12 protein-coding genes are annotated in these 18,565 nt (G+C 55.8%); 8 read left to right on the plus strand and 4 right to left on the minus strand.

Annotated elements, in window-relative coordinates; all coding sequences use genetic code 11:
- The first annotated feature begins 169 nt into the window (after positions 1-169).
- A complete protein-coding gene (locus ABX962_RS02655; protein ID WP_372716356.1) occupies positions 170-2,881 on the plus strand; it encodes a GNAT family N-acetyltransferase in 2,712 nt (903 codons plus the stop codon).
- Between the two features lie 28 nt (positions 2,882-2,909).
- Here the strand turns inward: ABX962_RS02655 and ABX962_RS02660 are convergent, their stop codons facing one another.
- Positions 2,910-3,845: a histone deacetylase gene (locus tag ABX962_RS02660; RefSeq protein ID WP_372716358.1), complete on the minus strand. Its 936-nt coding sequence runs from the start codon at positions 3,843-3,845 to the stop codon at positions 2,910-2,912.
- 628 nt (positions 3,846-4,473) lie between these two features.
- On the opposite strand from ABX962_RS02660, the gene ABX962_RS02665 reads away from it, so the two are divergent.
- The 3 genes from ABX962_RS02665 (at position 4,474) to ABX962_RS02675 (ending at position 6,432) form a co-directional block, all read left to right on the plus strand.
- Positions 4,474-5,772, plus strand: a complete 1,299-nt coding sequence (locus ABX962_RS02665) for a DEAD/DEAH box helicase (RefSeq protein ID WP_372716360.1) — start codon at positions 4,474-4,476, stop codon at positions 5,770-5,772.
- 156 nt (positions 5,773-5,928) lie between these two features.
- Positions 5,929-6,060 carry a hypothetical protein gene (locus ABX962_RS02670; protein WP_339941552.1) on the plus strand — a complete coding sequence of 44 codons (132 nt, stop codon included), beginning with the start codon at positions 5,929-5,931 and terminating at the stop codon, positions 6,058-6,060.
- 168 nt (positions 6,061-6,228) lie between these two features.
- Complete coding sequence (locus tag ABX962_RS02675) at positions 6,229-6,432, plus strand: cold shock domain-containing protein (RefSeq protein WP_339941553.1); 204 nt, start codon at positions 6,229-6,231, stop codon at positions 6,430-6,432.
- A gap of 172 nt (positions 6,433-6,604) precedes the next feature.
- Here ABX962_RS02675 and ABX962_RS02680 read toward each other — a convergent pair whose 3' ends face one another.
- Together ABX962_RS02680 and ABX962_RS02685 are read right to left on the minus strand one after the other, a co-directional pair.
- Entirely contained in the window at positions 6,605-8,194 is a 1,590-nt protein-coding gene (locus ABX962_RS02680; RefSeq protein ID WP_372716362.1) for an aspartate:alanine exchanger family transporter, read from the minus strand.
- Between the two features lie 167 nt (positions 8,195-8,361).
- Positions 8,362-9,768, minus strand: coding sequence for an L-serine ammonia-lyase (locus ABX962_RS02685; RefSeq protein ID WP_372716364.1), 1,407 nt, complete (start codon positions 9,766-9,768; stop codon positions 8,362-8,364).
- A gap of 273 nt (positions 9,769-10,041) precedes the next feature.
- On the opposite strand from ABX962_RS02685, the gene thiD reads away from it, so the two are divergent.
- The 4 genes from thiD (at position 10,042) to ABX962_RS02705 (ending at position 14,124) form a co-directional block, all read left to right on the plus strand.
- The gene (thiD, locus tag ABX962_RS02690) at positions 10,042-10,812 is read left to right on the plus strand and encodes a bifunctional hydroxymethylpyrimidine kinase/phosphomethylpyrimidine kinase (protein ID WP_372716366.1); all 771 of its coding nucleotides are present in this window, start codon (positions 10,042-10,044) and stop codon (positions 10,810-10,812) included.
- A gap of 118 nt (positions 10,813-10,930) precedes the next feature.
- Positions 10,931-11,695: a methyltransferase domain-containing protein gene (locus ABX962_RS02695; protein WP_372716368.1), complete on the plus strand. Its 765-nt coding sequence runs from the start codon at positions 10,931-10,933 to the stop codon at positions 11,693-11,695.
- The gene (locus ABX962_RS02700; RefSeq protein WP_372716370.1) at positions 11,692-12,816 is read left to right on the plus strand and encodes an NAD(P)/FAD-dependent oxidoreductase; all 1,125 of its coding nucleotides are present in this window, start codon (positions 11,692-11,694) and stop codon (positions 12,814-12,816) included. Before ABX962_RS02695 ends, ABX962_RS02700 begins: the two co-directional genes overlap by 4 nt.
- A 312-nt stretch (positions 12,817-13,128) precedes the next feature.
- Positions 13,129-14,124, plus strand: a complete 996-nt coding sequence (locus ABX962_RS02705; protein WP_372716372.1) for an adenosine kinase — start codon at positions 13,129-13,131, stop codon at positions 14,122-14,124.
- Positions 14,125-14,308: 184 nt separating this feature from the next.
- Here ABX962_RS02705 and ABX962_RS02710 read toward each other — a convergent pair whose 3' ends face one another.
- A complete protein-coding gene (locus ABX962_RS02710) occupies positions 14,309-18,520 on the minus strand; it encodes a discoidin domain-containing protein (RefSeq protein ID WP_372716374.1) in 4,212 nt (1,403 codons plus the stop codon).
- Positions 18,521-18,565 lie beyond the last annotated feature (45 nt).

An 18,565-nucleotide genomic window follows, 5' to 3' on the forward strand; every position in this document is an offset into this window, starting at 1 on the left:
GTTGGGGGTGGCGTCATAGGGTTGCCGCCATGGGGCTGCGTTGGCTGCGGGAACCTGGCTTGTTTGCTACACTAAACCGAGTCTCATTGAGCGGACGCGGTGACGTTGTCGTAGGTCCTGCTGGTCCTGCTGCTGGTTCGCTGCTTCCCCACGGCAAGGAGCCTTTCAGATGCCGACGCGTAATCTCGCGAAAATCTTCAAGCCCAAAAAGGTTGCCGTCATCGGCGCCAGCAACCGCGAGGAAAGTGTTGGGCAGCGAGCGTTGCGGAATTTGGTCGCCGGAGGATTTGCTGGGGACATCTATCCCGTCAATGCACATTACAGCGAGCTAGAGGGATATCGTTGTTATCCATCACTGGCTGAGATTGACGTCAGTGGTTCCCCGATCGATCTCGCCATCATCTGTACTCCTGCAGCCAGCGTGCCCAACGTGGTGCGGCAATGTGGCGAGGCGGGGGTGCTAGCCGTGGTGATCCTGTCGGCCGGTTTCCGCGAAGTGGGCAGCCAGGGCGAGCAGATCGAAGCGGAGATCCGCAAAACCGCCAAACGTTTTGAGGGGTTGCGAATCATCGGTCCTAATTCGCTCGGGCTGATGTCGCCCTACCATCAACTGAACGCTAGCTTTGCGGCGGACGTTGCCACGCGGGGACGGGTTGCGTTCATTTCTCAATCGGGCGCCCTCTGTGCTTCGGTTTTGGATTGGGCGGCCCGCGAGGGGATTGGGTTTTCCCATTTCGTCTCGATCGGCAATATGCTCGATGTCGGTGTCGCCGACCTGATCGACTATTTCGCCCAAGACCGCTGGACCGATTCGATCATCTTGTATGTGGAATCGATTCCACACGCTCGCCAATTCATGTCTGCGGCTCGCGCATTTACTCGTAGCAAACCGATCATTGTTTACAAGGCAGGGCGTTTTGGGGCGTCGGAAAAAGCAGCTGCAACGCACACCGGTGCAATGATCGGACTAGATAATGCATACGAAGCTGCGTTGACACGCGCCGGGGCTGTCCGTGTCAGCGAGCTTGCGGATCTGTTTGACTGTGCCGAGTTGTTGGCTGGCCAAGAAGCTCCCGCAGGTCCCCGGCTTGCGATTGTCACCAACGCGGGGGGCCCCGGCGTGATGGCAACCGACGCGCTACTACAACGCAACGGTACGCTGGCGGAATTGAGCGAGGCGAGTCTCGAGAAACTTGATGGTTTGCTTCCTGCGGCGTGGTCGCACGGAAATCCAATCGATGTTCTCAGTGATGCCGACGCATCACGTTTCGGCGACGCCGTGGCGATCGCGCTGGCCGACAAAAACGTCGACGGCGTGTTGGTCGTGTTGTCGCCGCAGATCTGGACACAGCCGCTGGAAACCGCAGACGCCGTGATCGAAGCGGCGAATCGGTCACGAAAACCGGTGCTCACGTCTTGGATGGGCGGAGTCCGGGTGCAAGCGGGAATCGAGCGGTTCAGCCAAGCCGGAGTGCCCTCCTACGCGACACCCGAAAAAGCGGTTGCCTCGTTCATGTATTTGGTCCAGTACGCTCGCAATCGAAGCATGTTGTACGAGACCCCTCGTTCGGTGCCAATCGAATTTCAGGTCGATCGAGATCAGTTGCATACGATTTTTCGTCAACGCGTTGCGGCCAGTGACCGCGATTCGAATGACTATGAAACGCTGTCCGAACTGGATTCCAAATCGCTACTCGATGCCTATGGAATCCCGGTCTGTCAATCGTTACCTGCGGCGGATCAGGCAGCGGCACTTCAGATCGCTGATCAGATCGGATATCCGGTAGTGATGAAAATTCACTCTCCATCGATTGTGCATAAAACCGATGTCGGCGGAGTGGCTCTCAACTTGATTGATCGCAATGCCGCAGCCAAGGCGTATGACCAGATCATGTTGCAAGCCAAGCAAAAGCGTCCCGATGCGAGAATCGATGGAGTCACGGTTCAGCGAATGATGGTTGCCCCGTGGGGACGAGAGCTTTTTGTCGGGGCCAAGCGAGGTCCGGTGTTTGGCAGCGTGTTAATGGTAGGGTTAGGAGGAACCGCGACCGAATTGTTGTGGGACCGCACCTTTGAATTACCGCCGCTAAGCGAACGATTGGCGCGGAGGATGCTCGAGTCGCTACGTGCTTGGCCGTTGCTGGGGGCCTATCGCGGTCAAGCTCCCGTCGATCTGGACCGCTTGATCGAGGTCTTGATGCGGATTAGCTATTTAGTTGCCGATGCCCCTGAGATCATGGAAATGGATATCAATCCATTGTTGGCAACGCCCGACGAAGTGCTTGCGTTGGATGCGAGAATTGCATTTCAGCGAGAAGCCGTCTTGCATCCTCCCGCTCCCTATTCGCATCTCGCAATTTGCCCCTACCCGACTCAATTCACGCGTCCCCTGCAGCTTGTTGATGGCACGGAGGTGTTGATGCGAGCGATTCAGCCCGAAGATGAACCGATGTGGTGCGAATTGATCGCCCGTTGTTCGGCCGAGTCGATCCAGATGCGTTTTCGCTACATGTTTCGCTCGGCAACGCATGAATTGGCGTCACGCTATTGCTTTAATGATTACGATCGCGAAATTGCGATTGTCGCCGAGATTGAGCAAGACGGACGCAAAATGCTAGCCGGGGTGGGACGGTTGGTGGCCGATGCCGATCATCACGAAGCTGAATTTGCAATTTTGGTGGGTGATGCGTGGCAGGGGCACGGACTTGGCGCCGCATTAATGGATTACTGTTTGCAGATCAGCCAACAAATGAAATGGAAGCGAATCGTCGCCGAGATCGCTCCTCAAAACCGTCGTATGCTGGAGATGTTTTCCAAGCGAGGCTTTATTCTTAATCGCATGATCGCCGCAGACGTCGTGGTCGCCAAGAAAGATCTGTAACCGGTTTGGCGTGCCGCGACTGCAATACCTAGCTCTCTTCGAGCAATGTTTCGAGGTGATTGCTGACGCTTTCGGCTAACGCGTGCGGGTTGTAGCCTCCTTCGAGAACGCTGACGATTCGTCCGCCGGTGTATTGTTTAGCAACCGAAACAATGTCTTGGGTGATCAGGGTAAAGTCTTCGCTCGACAAACCGAGCGATCCGATTGGGTCGAGTCGATGGCTGTCAAAACCTGCGCTGACCAACAGCAATTGGGGTGCGTTTTTTTCGGCGAGACTCATCATGGCATCGCGAAACCTTTGGCGTTGAACTTCAGCAGAGGTGCCAAACGTGATCGGCAGATTGACCGTCATGCCTGACGCTTCCCCGATACCTGTTTCGTCTTCCCTTCCGCTGTAAGGATAAAGCGGAGATCGGTGCATCGAAACAAAGCTGACACGCGGGTCGGCATAAAAGATATCTTGGGTGCCGTTGCCGTGGTGAACGTCAAAGTCGACGATCATGACATGTTCGAGCCCCATCGTTTGGGTGGCGATTCGCGCACCGATCGCGATGTTGTTAAACAAACAGAATCCCATCGCTTGATCGGCGGTGGCATGGTGGCCGGGCGGACGGATCAGGCAGAACGCGGTCTTGTCTTCGCCGGCGACCACACGCTGCACGGCGTCGGCGACGGCACCGGCGCCAAGCGTCGCGGCATCATAGGACCGCCGGCTGACGACCGTGTCTTCATCGACCGCTCCCCCCCCGCGTTCGGATAGGCTGCGAACCGCTTGAATATGGTCGGCGGTATGGACAAGCCTCAGCTGTTCCATCGACGCGGGTTCCCACGCCGGGCGGTGGCAAAGGGCATCGAGCCCGAGAAAGTTCAGTCGCCGCATCACCGCAGCCAACCGTCCCGGATTCTCGGGATGCTCGCCGGTCTCGTGTTCTTGGAACAGATAGTCGTAATAAAATAGTGTCATAAGCCCTAGGATCCCTTTGCGTGCATCTATTATGCACCGAGAATCTTTGGATTGTCACTTGGCTTAACTGTGCTAGGTGAGTACACTTCGCAGAGAAGCCCCAGCATTTCGTACTGATTTTCTGGGGATGATGGTCGAAAATAAGCGAGTAACGCGGATTTTTCGAGTGAGAGCGGGGTTTTTTATTCCGGGAGTCTCACTTGAAACGGAAGCGTTTTTCGGCCAAACGGGATTTCTGATTGCAGAGTTGGACCCTCTTGCTACCCCGTAAAATGGGTGCCGGCACATTCGCCGCACAATATTGCTGCCAACTATCGGTTGTGTTAACCGCTCTGGAAAGCTGCCGGCGTCGACGATTCGACGCTCCGGATTCTGTGACTTTCTTGTTTGTCCAGAGTTATCGTCCTTACGGACGGTTAAACGATTCCAATTGTCGGTGCGCTCGCGTTCCTATCGGAAAAGCGGATGCAGGGCTTGCGGATTCTAACACAACGATTACTCCATCCCCCCATTTTAGACTGACGCGGTTGCATTGAATGCCAAGCGTGGGTCGAGCCTGTTCCGCAATGTGTGGGTAGGCAGTGAGGCGTCGATGGATCCCCAAAACAATCTTCCTAGGAAAACTTTTTTGAAGACATTTGACGAACTCGATTTGATTGCTCCCCTGAAACGTGCAATTTCCGACGAGAAGTACACCACGCCAACCCCCATCCAAGCTCAAACCATTCCTGCGGCACTCGAAGGACGCGATGTCCTGGGATGTGCTCAAACGGGAACCGGAAAAACCGCAGCCTTTGCCTTGCCGATTTTAAATCAGATCGGTGGCGAGCATCGCAAAGCGGCTCCCAACCGACCGTTGGTCCTCGTCCTCGCTCCGACGCGTGAACTTGCTATTCAAATTGGCGAAAGCTTTGCCACCTACGGCAAGCATCTCCGTTTGCGCCAAGTGCTGGTTTACGGTGGCGTTAGCCAAGGCAACCAAGTCCGCGCCCTGAATCGGGGAGCCCATATTTTGGTAGCCACTCCGGGCCGCTTGATTGACTTGATGGACCAAGGCCACATTGACCTTCGCCAGCTTGAAATGTTCGTGCTCGACGAAGCCGACCGCATGCTCGATATGGGCTTTTTGCCTGCACTTCGCCGCATCATCAGCGAATTGCCGCAGCGTCGCCAATCGCTGTTTTTCTCGGCGACGATGCCACCAAAAATCACGGACCTTTCGCAAAGTTTGCTGCGTGATCCGGTGACCGTGAATGTGACCCCGAAATCGACCAGCGTTGAGCGAATTGCGCAGCAGCTTTACTTCGTCGAAAAGGGCGGAAAGTTAAAGTTGTTGGAAAAGATTTTGGTCGACGAGAAAGCCAATCGGGCGATTGTCTTTACCCGCACCAAGCGTGGCGCAAACGTTTTAGCTGAAAAATTGGATCGCAACGGATTTAAAGCGGTCGCCATTCACGGCAACAAATCGCAAAGTGCTCGCCAACGTGCACTCGAAGCGTTCCGTCGCAATAAGGTCCAAGTCCTCGTGGCTACGGATGTTGCGGCTCGGGGCATCGACATTGATGGCGTCACACATGTGGTCAATCACGACATCCCCAACGAACCCGAAAGTTATGTGCACCGCATCGGGCGAACCGGGCGAGCGGGTGCCGAAGGGGTCGCGATTTCGTTTTGTAGTGATGCCGAGCGAGGCGAGCTGCGGGAAATCGAGAAATTTATCGGTATGAAACTACCGCTGGCTCCGAATCAACCGCCTCAGCAACCCCGCGATCCAAATGCCGCCAAACCAAAACAGGGCGGCGGGGCACGTCGTGCACCGTACCGTGGTGGCGGTCGAGCCAATCGCGGCAGTTCGCATGACGCCGCGGCGGGCAGCCAAGGAAGTCGTCGCCCAAGACGCAAACAACGCGCAAAGCAAATTAACTAGGTTTGGCACAAATGTCCGCTTCGCGGCGGTGTAAACCAGGAAAAATGAAGCAATTTGCTTTAATCCACGGGGTTAAAGCAGCACGACAGAACGATCCCTTTTTGGAGAGAGACTATCGCAAAAAACCAAAATACCTTCGCCAAGCGACAACGCGAGATGGAAAAGAAGTACAAGGCTCAGGAAAAACTGAACCGACGTGCACAGCGCAAGCTTGATCAGGAGAACGGAGTTGTTCCGGTCGTTGCAATCGACGAAGAATCCGAAGAAGATTTGGATAACGACGTTTAAAGTTCAACAACACACGATTTGATTTGATATAATCGACCCCGCCTAAGGATGGTTTATTACCTACGAGGACGGAGTCGTTAACGTAGACCTCGGTGCAGTTCGATTCGCAAGAACGTTTCTTGCGATTGAAAACGGCACAATTGTTTTGAGAGTATTGGAAGAGAAGAGATGGCAGAAGGCAAAATCAAGCGAGTTACCGACAAGGGATTTGGTTTCATTGAAACCGACTCGGGTAGCGACATGTTCTTTCATAGTTCGGCACTGGAAGGTGTTAACTATGACGACCTACGTGAAGGTCAACTCGTTTCGTACAACGTGGGCAGCGGACCGAAAGGCCCTCGTGCTGAAAACGTACAACTGATCGAAGACTGATTGATCAATCTGATCGATATCTAGCATAAGCACTGAGAGCCTTAAAACTCTCGGTGTTTTTTTATGCGCCGATGTCCTCGCGATCGCGGTTGCAGCGGAGATTGTCGAGCTGGAAAAAGCGGCAAGCGTTGAGGCCACATCATCGCGGCACCCCAGGCGTGTCCGGCTTGGCTTATATCCAGTTCAAGATCTCGACCAACAACGGGCCAAGAATTGTGATCATGACCAAGGCAACGGGATACGCCGCGACGTAACTGGTCACCGGTTGGCTTGATTCGGTCGCCCCGGTTAAAACCGCAAGTCCTGGGGTCGAGGTCATTCCGCCGCATGTGGCGCCGAGATTCTGCAGCAGCGATAACCCAAACACGAATCGTGCCATGCAGTAGCCGATCAGTAACGGGAAACTAACAATCGCCAGCGCCGCGAAACAGAGCACCAATCCATGTTCCGCCAGAACGGGGCCCACATTTTTCCCTGCTTTGATTCCGGCATCCGCCAAAAACAATGCCAACCCGCTTTCGGTCATTAACATCATTGCCGCAGGAGGAAAGGAGCCTCGGATCGGTCCAACCTTGCGAAAATGTCCTAGCAACAGTCCGACCATCAATGGGCCTCCGGCGATTCCAAGTGAAATCGTCAGTCCTTCGAAATCTAATTCGGCATGCCCGACAAAAATTCCAATCGCGATTCCAATCACGACCGATAGCAAGTCGGTTTCGTTCAACGTCCGCGGTCGATGACCGACGATGGGCTCGATATTGGCAAGGTTGGAAGACTCGCCCACCAACGTGAGACGATCGCCGAACAAGATTTGAGTTTGCGAGGAGGGGACAAACTCGATTTCATAGCGACGGATTCTTGCGACCGTGACCCCGTAGCGTGAGCGGAGTTTCAAGGCCTTGAGCGTATGTCCGTAGATCTCAGGCGACGTGACCACCACGGTTTTGCGTTCATGATCCGCATCCAGAATTGCTTTTTCCTCTTCATGCAGCACCCCAAGTGTCTCGGCAACACGAGCAATCTCGCTGTACTCGCCGAGCAGCATCACGCGATCTCCGATGGCGAATGCATAGTCCGGTGGCGTCGGTGTCCATCTCGATTGGACCAAGACCCGCGAAATTTGGCAGCGAGAATCCGATAGCACTTCCACTTGACTTGGCCGTTTTCCCACGATTCCTGGATTCACGATCTCAACCATGCGGCGCTGAATTGACGAATCTTGCAGCGCATCGGAATCGCTACTGGAGGGCGTGGGAGCGATGGATTCGGGCGAGGCCCATTTGAATGCGAGCTGCACAAATAAAACAACGCTAATAATTCCGATCGGATAAGCGACCCCAAATCCGACCGCGACCGCGGCAGGATCCTCGACCGATTCGCTGATCGCTCCGAGCGCCGGCGTGCTGGTCATCGATCCGGCCATCAATCCGCCTGCCAGATCCGCAGGGAGGTCCAAAAGCTTGGCACAGCACCATGTTACCACGGCGCCAGTGACGACGATGACAGCACCGAGACACGCCATCACCTTGCCTCGCGATGCCAACCCGCGAAAAAACGTGGGCCCCGCAGAGATCCCGACACAATAGACAAAAAGCGCTAAACCCAGCGTCCCGAAGCCATCGGGGATCGTCCAGCCAAAGTGGCCAACGAGTAGAGCGACGAACAGAATCGCCGAGGTTCCAAACGAAATCCCTAGAATCGACAATCGGCCAATCAACAGACCGGCGGCAATAATACAAAGCAGAATGACAAGCGGGGACATTTGAGTGCCTTCCTAGCCGAAAACAAAAAACAAATCAGCGGCTGTTTCTAACCGATTGACTGTTTTGTTGCGACGCCAAGAAAATCGTCGGAAGCCATATCCCCCCAGTTCCCGGCTCAAGGGACGCGATGCGGACACGCTTTCAAAAGACTTTTGCCGACTTTTATTTAGCAATTGATGACGTTGACCGCCAAACCACCGAGGCTTGTCTCTTTGTACTTCGATTGCATATCGACGCCGGTTTGCCGCATCGTCTCGATCACTTTGTCCAGCGAAACACAGTGTTCACCGTTACCGTACAGCACGGCGAGACGAGCGGCGTTGATCGCTTTGACCGCCCCCATCGCGTTGCGTTCAATACAGGGCACCTGCACCAACCCCGCGACGGGATCGCAGGTCAGCCCGAGATTGTGTTCCATGCCAATTTCAGCGGCGTTTTCGATCTGAGCCGGAGTCCCGCCCATCACCGCGGCGAGTCCCCCAGCAGCCATCGAACAGGCAACTCCCACTTCGCCCTGGCATCCCATTTCCGCCGCTGACAACGAAGCATTGCGTTTATAGAGCATGCCGATCGCCGCTGCCGTTCTCAAGAAGGTGTGGATCGCTTGCCGATCGACGCTGGGATCGAAGCGAGCGAAAAAGGCCAATACCGCCGGAATCACTCCGGCCGCGCCGTTCGTGGGCGCCGTGACGACACGGCCTCCGGCGGCGTTTTCTTCGTTCACCGCCAATGCGAATAGAGTCACCCAGTCGATATGGGCGAGCGGATCGATGCTGCCGTGGGGTAGCGACAGCGTACCCTCGACCGGCGAAATGCCCGACAATTTTTTGTAGATCCCAGGGGCTCGGCGCTGAATGTTCAATCCGCCTGGCAAGATACCTTCGTGTCGACATCCCATTTCGATGCTGTGGTTCATCGCTTCCCAGATCTGATTCAATTCATGTTCGATTTCTTCGGCACCGCGGAACGTCAGCTCGTTGTGTTGCACCAGTTCGCTGATTGTCAGCTTGTTTTCGTCGCATTGACGCAGCAACTCAGCGGCGCTGTGAAACGGGAAGGGAGCAGTATGATCCCGGCTGAGCGGGTTGGCGGCTTCGGCGATTTCATCATCCTCGACTACAAATCCGCCGCCGACCGACAGATACGTTTTTTGCAATAATGTTGCACCCGATCCCGTTATCGCGGTGCAACGAATCCCATTGGGATGCTCGGGGAGAAACGTGTCGCGATGAAACCGTAGATCTCGCTCGATATCGAAATCGATTGAGTGTTTTCCGAGCCAGTGCAGGACACGATCGGATTGGATTTTAGCAAATCGCGGGTCGATCGATTCGGGATCAACGGTGCGAGGATGTTCGCCGCACAATCCAAGCACAGCCGCCCGGTCGGTGCGATGCCCTTTTCCCGTCAATGCCAACGACCCGTAAAGATCAATGGCAATACGGACCACGGATTCTGCCGCACCAGACTGTTCTAACGCTTTGACAAAACGCTGCGTTGCAATCATCGGGCCCACGGTGTGGGAACTGCTTGGGCCGATCCCAATTTTCAGCAAATCAAACAGACTGATCATGGTGCGTGTCTTTATTTGTCACAGTGGATGCGTGGCGGCGAAACGAAGCGGGCAATCTGCTACCGTCTAAGCCGCTAACTGGCCGAAAGCCCACTAGTTGACCGAGTGAACTGCGGGGGTGTAAGCGGACGGGGATCAAATGCCACCTGCGGCAATCCAGCCCACCGTTTTCGCTTTTGCCGTCCAAAAAGATCGTCGACTTATCCAACACTCGACACGCCTCTATTCTAACATAATGGTATTAATTGACTCTTGACTTCGAGGGACCCTACGATGCATGTTGCCTTGACGATCGCCGGTTCGGACCCTTCGGGCGGAGCGGGCTTGCAAGCGGATTTGAAGACATTTCACGCCAATTGTGTCTACGGAACCAGTGTGGTGACCTTGTTGACGGTTCAAAACACGCAAACCGTTGACGCCATCGAAATGATCGGGCCCGATTTTGTGCTGGCTCAGTTGGACGCCGTGCTTGACGACATTCCGCCAACGGCCGCCAAGACGGGCGCCCTCGGTAACGCCGCGATGATCGAAGCGATCGCTGAGCGTGCCGCGTCATTTCGTTTTCCTTTGGTGGTGGATCCGGTCATGATCAGTAAACACCGCGTGCCGCTATTGGACGACGCTGCGGTGGATGCGCTCGGGCGACTTCTGTTGCCGCATGCGTTTTTGGTGACGCCGAACCGGATGGAGGCGGCTCGGTTGACAAATACCGAGGTGGATGATTGGGAGTCGATGGAAGCGGCCGCCAAAATTATCCATGCGATGGGGGCGGAAAACGTGCTGGTCAAAGGAGGAGAAATCGGAACCGAATCGGTCGATCTGCTGTACGCGGACAGTCGTTTGCATCGGATCGGAGGCGAGCGAATCCACACCGAAAACACGCATGGAAGCGGATGTGTACTATCGGCAGCGATCACGGCAAATCTTGCCAGAAACAAACCCTTGCTTGACGCGGTCGAGCACGCGAAACGATTTATTGTCGAGGCGATTCGTACGGCGCCCAAGCTGGGCAAGGGATTAGGACCGCTGAATCTGATTTTCTGACAATTTCATTGCGTCGTAGAATTCGATCCTCGATAATCGCAGAGGTGGCGGATGACCAAGCTTGGCCCAAAGTTTGCTCAACCTGTTGCGCCAATATTCGCTTCTCAAAGGATGTTATATGTTGCATCGGAATCTCCAGCACGAATTGATGGATGATCCTCACTTACCTCGGGACCAACACGAATTGGCGTTAAAGGGATTGTCGCGGCTGAACCGCTTCACGGGGGTCGCCGCATTGATGTATCGACATTTGCGCCGACGTGTCGATGTGAACGCTCAGCGACCACTGCGAATTCTAGATGTAGCCAGCGGGGCGGGAGACGTTCCGATTTATTGGGCCCGACGCGCCCGTCGAGATGGTATCGCGATGGAAATCACGCTGCTCGACGTCAGCGAGGTTGCAGTTGATACGCAACAGCAACGAGCCGCCCAGGCGGGCGTGGACGTGCAATCGGTTCATGCGGATTGTCTCGCTCATCCTTTGCCTGGCGGTTTTGATGTCGTCACCAGTTCGCTGTTCATGCATCATTTGAACGACGAACAAGTGGGGACGTTATTGCGTGCGATGAAAGTTGCGACGGACGCGACCATTTTAGTTTGTGACTTGCATCGGTCTCGAATGAACCTCGCCATGGTTGCCTTTGCCGGGCGTGTTTTGTCACGCTCTCCGGTGGTTCACATCGATAGCGTGCTCAGCGTCCAAGGGGCGTACACACAAGCTGAGTTTCAAACATTGGCGCAAGCTGTCCTCGGCGGCTCGATCGAAATGCACCCGGCGTTTCCTTGTCGTTTCCTCGCGTCGTATGAGAAACCGGATCCGGCCAAGCCCCAAATAATCACCAGCGTCGCGGCCGTGCCAACGGTATCGAGCGTTGCGGTATGAGTGGCGACATGGCGGTGGCGTCATCGTCTCGTTCGCCGGTGTTGATTATCGGAAGCGGCGTCGCCGGCACGGCATGTGCCATTCGTTTGCGTTCGCTCGGTGTCGCAGTGGACTTGGTCGAAAAGAGCACGTTTCCGCGTGCCAAGGTGTGTGGTTGCTGTATCGGTGAAGCGGGGCTGAATGCCTTTTCGCAATTGGGGATTCGTGACGAGGTACTCGATCTCGGGATGCCCACGCGGCATTGGTGTGCTTCGCTTGCAGGACGACGCATCGAGTTGGCGATTCCACTCGGAGTGGCACTCTCTCGCGAAGTGCTCGATCCGCTAATGGTGCAGGCCGCAGTTCGCTGTGGTGCCAACGTGTCAATGAACTGCACCGCAACCATCAAACAAAATTTGCACGATGCCGTTTCAGTTCAGCTCGATCAAAACGCCACGACCCGTCTGCAAGACTATGCGTGTGTAGTGGTCGCATCAGGACTTCGTTCGGGCAACTGCGGCGGTTTGTTGCCTTGGACCGAAGTGCCACATGGGCCTTTTGGGATTTCGATGATGGCATCGTCGGTCGACGTGGATTCCGGCGTGATCTATATGGCATGCAACCCCGATGGTTATGTCGGGCTTGTCAAACTTGCCGATGGACGGGTCGATGTGGCCGCGGCGCTTCAGTCCGGTCAATCGTCCATGGCGGCCGGCGATCCGGTCACACGCGTGCAGCGGATTCTTTCGATGAGCCAATTTGCCTCGGTCGAGCTTTCGGAATTCAGTCCCGTGATGACCACGCCGCCGCTGCGTCGATCGCGCCGCGCCGGGCATGGTCGTGTTTTGGCAATTGGGGACGCCGCCGGTTACGTCGAACCGTTTACCGGCGAAGGGATGACGTGGGGCATGCAGGGGGGCATCGCAGCGGCCGAGTTGATCGCGTCGAAGTTGGGTGATTTGAACGATGTCGGTGAGGCGTGGGCGCAAAAGCTCGCCGCCTTGCTGCGACGCCGAAAACGGACTTGTCGCTTTGTCACCACGGCGCTGCGGTCGCCCGCGGCGTGTCGCATCGCCGCAGGAACCCTGCAGCTGTTTCCGAGCCTTGCCAACCCGCTATTGCGGAGCATGAACAAATCCTAGCTGGCCACAATCGCAAAAATTCGCCGTGCCCGCGGCTCACTGTAGCTGTCGCTCACTGAAGCTTTCACCCACTGAAGCTGACGCTCGCCGTAGCGAAACTCGCCAAGCGTTTCGATCCACGATTTAATCGGCCCCCTCGGATTCCATTGCGATTTCCTCCCGATTATTGGCGACCGAGAAGCATCGGTGTCCTCCAAAACCGCTGGAAAACGGTGTTTCTGTTAGGGTTCTACACGCTGACGCCCGGACGGACTAAGTTGTGGGCCGGTGAATGCACTAATGAAAACCTGTTAATTGAAGGCTGCAAAGCGAATGACGTCGTACGATGTATTGGGTGTAGGGAACGCACTGGTCGATATTCAAGCACAAGTGGAAGATTCGATCCTGAGCGAATTGTCGATCGATAAAGGAATCATGACGCTGGTCGACGATCAACAACAAGCAAGCGTTTTAGGTCGACTCGATGGACGCCCCTTGAATCGTTGTGCAGGTGGTTCGGCTGCCAACACGATTGTCGCACTCGCGGAATTTGGCGGAACCGCAGCCTTTATCGCGAAAATCGGTGATGACGAAGTCGGCGAGTTCTTTATCAAGGACATGCGAGACCTCGGAGTCAAAATGGACATCGCACCGGCCAACGGGGCACCCACCGGAACCTGTGCCGTTTTGATCACCGACGATGCTCAACGATCGATGATGACTAATCTGGGCGCTTCGGCCACGCTGCAATCATCCGATATCGACGAGTCGCTGATCAAGGCGGCCAAGTACGTCTACATCGAAGGCTACTTGTTGACCGGCGAAACCACCAAAGCGGCTGCTTACCATGCGATGGATCTCGCCAAAAAGCATGGCGTGAAAGTGGCGTTCACCGCGTCGGATCCTTTCTTGGTCAACATGATCCGCGACGAAATTTGGGACTTGATCACCGGCCCCGTCGATTTGTTCTTCTGTAACGAAGAAGAAGCCAAGAGTTTGACGGGCGAATCAGACCCAATCGCATGTGCGGCCAAAATCCATGACCACGCAGAAAACGTCGCATTGACGCTCGGCCCCAAAGGCTCGATTGTGATGCACGGTGGCGAAGCCTTCCCGATCGAAGGTGTCGAAGTCAAAGCGATCGACACCACCGGAGCCGGTGACATGTACGCCGGTGCGTTGCTGTACGGCATCACCAACGGCATGACTTGGCGACAAGCAGGCCACTTGGCTTCGCAAGCATCCGCACGCGTCGTCTCGCAAATGGGCGCACGACTGGAGCGAAAGTTTACCGAAGAAGAAATCAAATCGCTGAGCGATTTGGCCTAAGTCGGTTTTGCGGCAATCGATCGGGGCGACAAACTCGCCGAATCGAAACACCCGTATCGAAACTCCGTAGCGAAACTCCGTAGCGAAACTCGCCAAGAGTTTCGGAAGTTCATGGTGCGTCCGCATCCACCGGACGCACTCCACTTTCAAACTCCCGCCGCTCACATCCGAGCGGCTTGCGAAATCATTGCTTCGCGTTTGCCGCGGCAAGTGATTCAAGGTAATCCAATAACGACGCCAACTCGTGCGTCGTATAGTCTTTCATCACCCCCTCGGGCATGACCGAGATCGGCGAGGTTTGACGCACTTCGATGTCGTCTTTCAAAATCATCGTCTCTTTGCCCTGCTGGTCTCGGATCGTCACGCGGTCGCTTTGTTCGTTCGTGACGAACCCGGTCAAGACCACGCCATCGAGTGTCAAAATCGAATTGGTGACAAAACCTTGAGCAATTGTTTTGCTTGGTTCTAAAATCGCGATTGCCAAATCAGGACGCTTGTAGGTCTTGGCAATGTTGCCCAAGAATGGCCCTTTTTGCACCTCGTCTTCGCTGATGGTGTGGCATGCCACACAGTTGGCTTTGGTGAAGATTTGCTTGCCAATGGCAAGATTCCCTTCCCTCGCGACCGCCTGCTCAGCTGCTTCGCTTGTGGTCAATGAGCTGATCATCGCCGAATCATCCTGGGCGATCTCGGCGATCTGCATCTGTTTTACGATCGATTTGGCCATGTTCGCGATCGATGTATCGGCGTCGGATCGTGCGGCAAGGATTTCTGCATCGAGAAAATGGTTCTCGATGGCTGCCGCCGCTTGCATCAACCGCACCCGGCGGTTCGCGTCTTGCCATGCATTGTCAATCGTTTGTTTGGCCAGTTCGCGATTTTCGGGGCTCGCGTTTGATCGAGACGCCACGGCGATGATTGCGGCTTCGGCCCACAATGCGTCGGCTGAATCTGACGACGATGCAAGGTTGACCAAGGTCGATGTTTGCGTATCGAGCCACGGTGCATTGATCAACGCGTTGCGAGCTCGCACGAGTTCCTTGGCATTTTGTTTTGTTGCTTCGGCATGCTGCTGCAGTGTGGCAAGTGCAGCGATCATCGACACGGCCGAATCACGATCATCCACGGTGCTTAGCAGGTTAACGATGTCCGCCAAGGTGGCGGCCGACAAGTCGCTGCGGTTGGCGGCCGCGACGAGCACGGGGACTGCGTCGCGGGGCACCGTGTTCACGGCGGCAAGTTGCGTGACCAATTGGCCAATTAACTTTGAGTCCTGTTTGGCCAGTTGAACCAAGCGGGTGAGTGAATCACTCGATTCAATACGGTTGCGATTCATCAATGTGATCAGCTTCGCGGCGGCGTCTCCCGAAGCCTCGCGAAGCGCTTGCTTCAGCACCGCCGCGATCTTGTCGGTTTCGCTCCAAGGGGTCGGCTGGTAATAAGGGCCTCGCGTATCAGGACGCGTGCCCCACGAGTCGCCGTTCCACTGGCCCTCTTGAAAGTGCAGTCGGCAAAGGGCTTCCAAAATCGCTTCGCGTCGATCAGGGGCGGTTTCCTTAGCGATCCGTTGGATCAGTCCCGCGACCACCGTCGGGTGGTGCATCATCGCCAAACTGCGAAGCACAGGTTGCGCGGAAACCGATTGGTCGTCCAGTGCCGCAAAGCACGCATCATACGCGTTGCGTTTTGCCAAACTGCGAATCGCCACATGCACGATTACCGGATCATCGCTGCGGAGCGCCGCGATACAGCGAGCGATCGAATCCGGGGCGGTTGCGTCGCCTTGCAGCGATTCGACGAGCGTGCGTTGTTCATTTCGTTTTGCCAATCCACGCCGCAGCAGTTGACGATGCACCGCGTTTCCACGTCGCATCAATTCACGCTCCGCTTCCATTCGCCGGCGTGCACTCGGCGAATTCATCACCTCAACAAGCTGGTCGTCGCTTAGGCTTTCAAATTTTGGCAACGGCGTGGGGCTGAATGCTTTGGGTTTGACGCAAACAATGTAGCCCACATTGGGACCGTTCCAATCAAACGTCGCTCCTCGCCAACTGGCACAATACACCCGACTGTTGCCGTCGACGTCGGCATCGGTGGGACGTGTCATGCGGATGAACGGCTCGGGCGATTTGGTTTCTTCGTAGCTGGCTCCCTTGGGGGCGACGGTATGTCGGTACAACGCTCCGGTGCCCCAATCCGCGGTAAACGGAGCGTGGTTCCATTCACCAAAGCCGGGCTCGTCGATGTAAACCGCGCCGCACCCGGAACCGCCGCCATAATCGGCCAACGGCTGAACACACTCTTCGGAAAAGTTTTTGTATAGCCGCGGGTAGCCGTGGTCGTCAGTGCCGGTGAAGTGATGTAGACGAACGTCCCATCCGCCACCATCGTTGGTGTTGTCGCGGGCGAACATTTCCATTTCGGGACTGATCGCCACCTCCAGGATATTGCGGGTTCCGGTCGAATAGATTTCCAGTCCCGTGCCATCGGGACGCACGCGGATCACTCCGCCGCCACGATGCGTCAGCCGCCGCCCATCGGTGCCCTCGGCGTTGATAAAGCCAAAGTCGCCGCCGGCAATGTAAAGCCATCCATCCACCCCCAGACTGACACCGTTGGTGGTGTGGTCGGCGGGCCGTTTGCCATAATCAAAGGCCAAGTTTTTGACGAGTATCTTTTGCTCGTCCGCTTCGCCGTCGCCATCGTGGTCAATGAACGCACTGAGGTGCGGCGGGTGCATCAAGTACAATCGGTCGTGGTCCCACACCAAGCCACGCGGCGCATCGACTTCGCAAAACACTTTCGTCTCATCGGCGCGGCCGTCATTGTCGAGGTCACGCAACCGGATCACGCGGCCACGACGTGGATTGCGGCCGAGCGAGCCGTTGCCGTCCGAGCTGACGTACAAGGTTCCATCAACGTCGGCCGCGACAAAGACGGGATAATTCACCGCCGGAGGAGCGGCGAATAGCGTCGCCTCGAAACCGTCGGGCACTTTGACGTCTGCTAACAGCGTCGCTTCTTGGTCCGCTGTCAACGTTTGAATCGTCGGATAGACATTGCCTTGTTTTGCGTACGGATCGGGACTGAGCGGAACAAACGTTTTCTTCTCTGCGTCGGCCGGCCACAACGGGCCAATGCCCTGGCCGCTCAATTTGACTTCGCGAATGCTGCACCAACCGCCACTGCTTGAAATGCCGGTGATGCGGACGAACTTCGTTGGCGAATCGGTGATCAATGCCTGAGGTTCGTTGATCGCGGTGGATGCACTGGATTGGTCCAAAAGCATCGACCACGATTTGCCGTCAATCGAGCCTTCGACTTTGTATTGATACGTTCGGTCGGGGAACTCCCATGTGATTTCAATCTCGCGAACCACGTGCGGCTTGTCCAGTTCAAGTTGCAACCACTGGGGATAGCTCGCTCCATCGGCACACCAGCGCGTTTCCTTATTGCCATCCACCGCGAGGTAGGCGTCTTGCGAGGTTTGGGTGGATGATGACTTGGCTTTCACCAGTGTCGCGTCGTCGGGCATGTCGCCTAGGCTGATTGAGAGTGGTGCCTTGAATTTTTCTTTGTCGATGAACGTGACTTTGTTTTCGCCAGCGAACGGTTGCAGATACTCTGGCGACAATTTTCCACACGCCCATAACACTCCTCGCGTGACTAATTCCAAGTAGCGTGGATCCTCAACCGTTTCCGTATTGTGACCAATCGTGGTGCTAAAGCTGCGAGCTCCTTGCGTTTCATTGGTCCACGCCACAACCGCTTGGTCGACACGTGCGTTGTCCCCACTGCCAACGGCTTGTTTGCCGATGGCCAAGGGATGAGCCCCGAACAGTTTGACGTTGTTGTAGAGCTCTTCTTTGATCGTCGTCCAATCGCTTAGCGTTTCGGTGATCGGATGTTTGGTGTCGACGAACTGAATCTCGATCGGTTCTTGCGGTCCATGCCCACTCGATTGCAAACCGAGATGTTCGAACCACGCGTCGCTTCCGGTGCGAAAGCTATGCATGGCACAGTGCAGGTGCACGGCGGGAATCGTCTGATGCGTTTGCACGATCCGGTCGACAATCGCTTGATCTTTGATGTCCGCCGCACACTCGTCGTGAATGATCACGTCGTAGCGTTTGGTCCAGTTTGGATTTTCATAGATCGGCAACACGGGGGCGGTGGTCGAATTGTCGGTCCAATAGACATCGACCTGGATATTGGCCCGCGACTGAATTCCCTTGCACAACGCCTCATGCTGGTTGGCGTAGTCGTGGCAACAACCGCCGGCGATCAATAACGCTCGAAGCGGCTTGGGGGCAGGGGCGTCGGCAAAGCTTGGCCCCGCAGTCGCCACGAAACAGAGTGACGCGGCGATCACCGGTAGAAAACGGAGTGAGTTCATAAAAAGGCGGGGGGGTAAGGAGGGCGAGCTGGCAGGGCTGGGGTG

The organism is Novipirellula sp. (assembly GCF_041583735.1).
Taxonomy (GTDB): Bacteria; Planctomycetota; Planctomycetia; order Pirellulales; family Pirellulaceae; genus Novipirellula.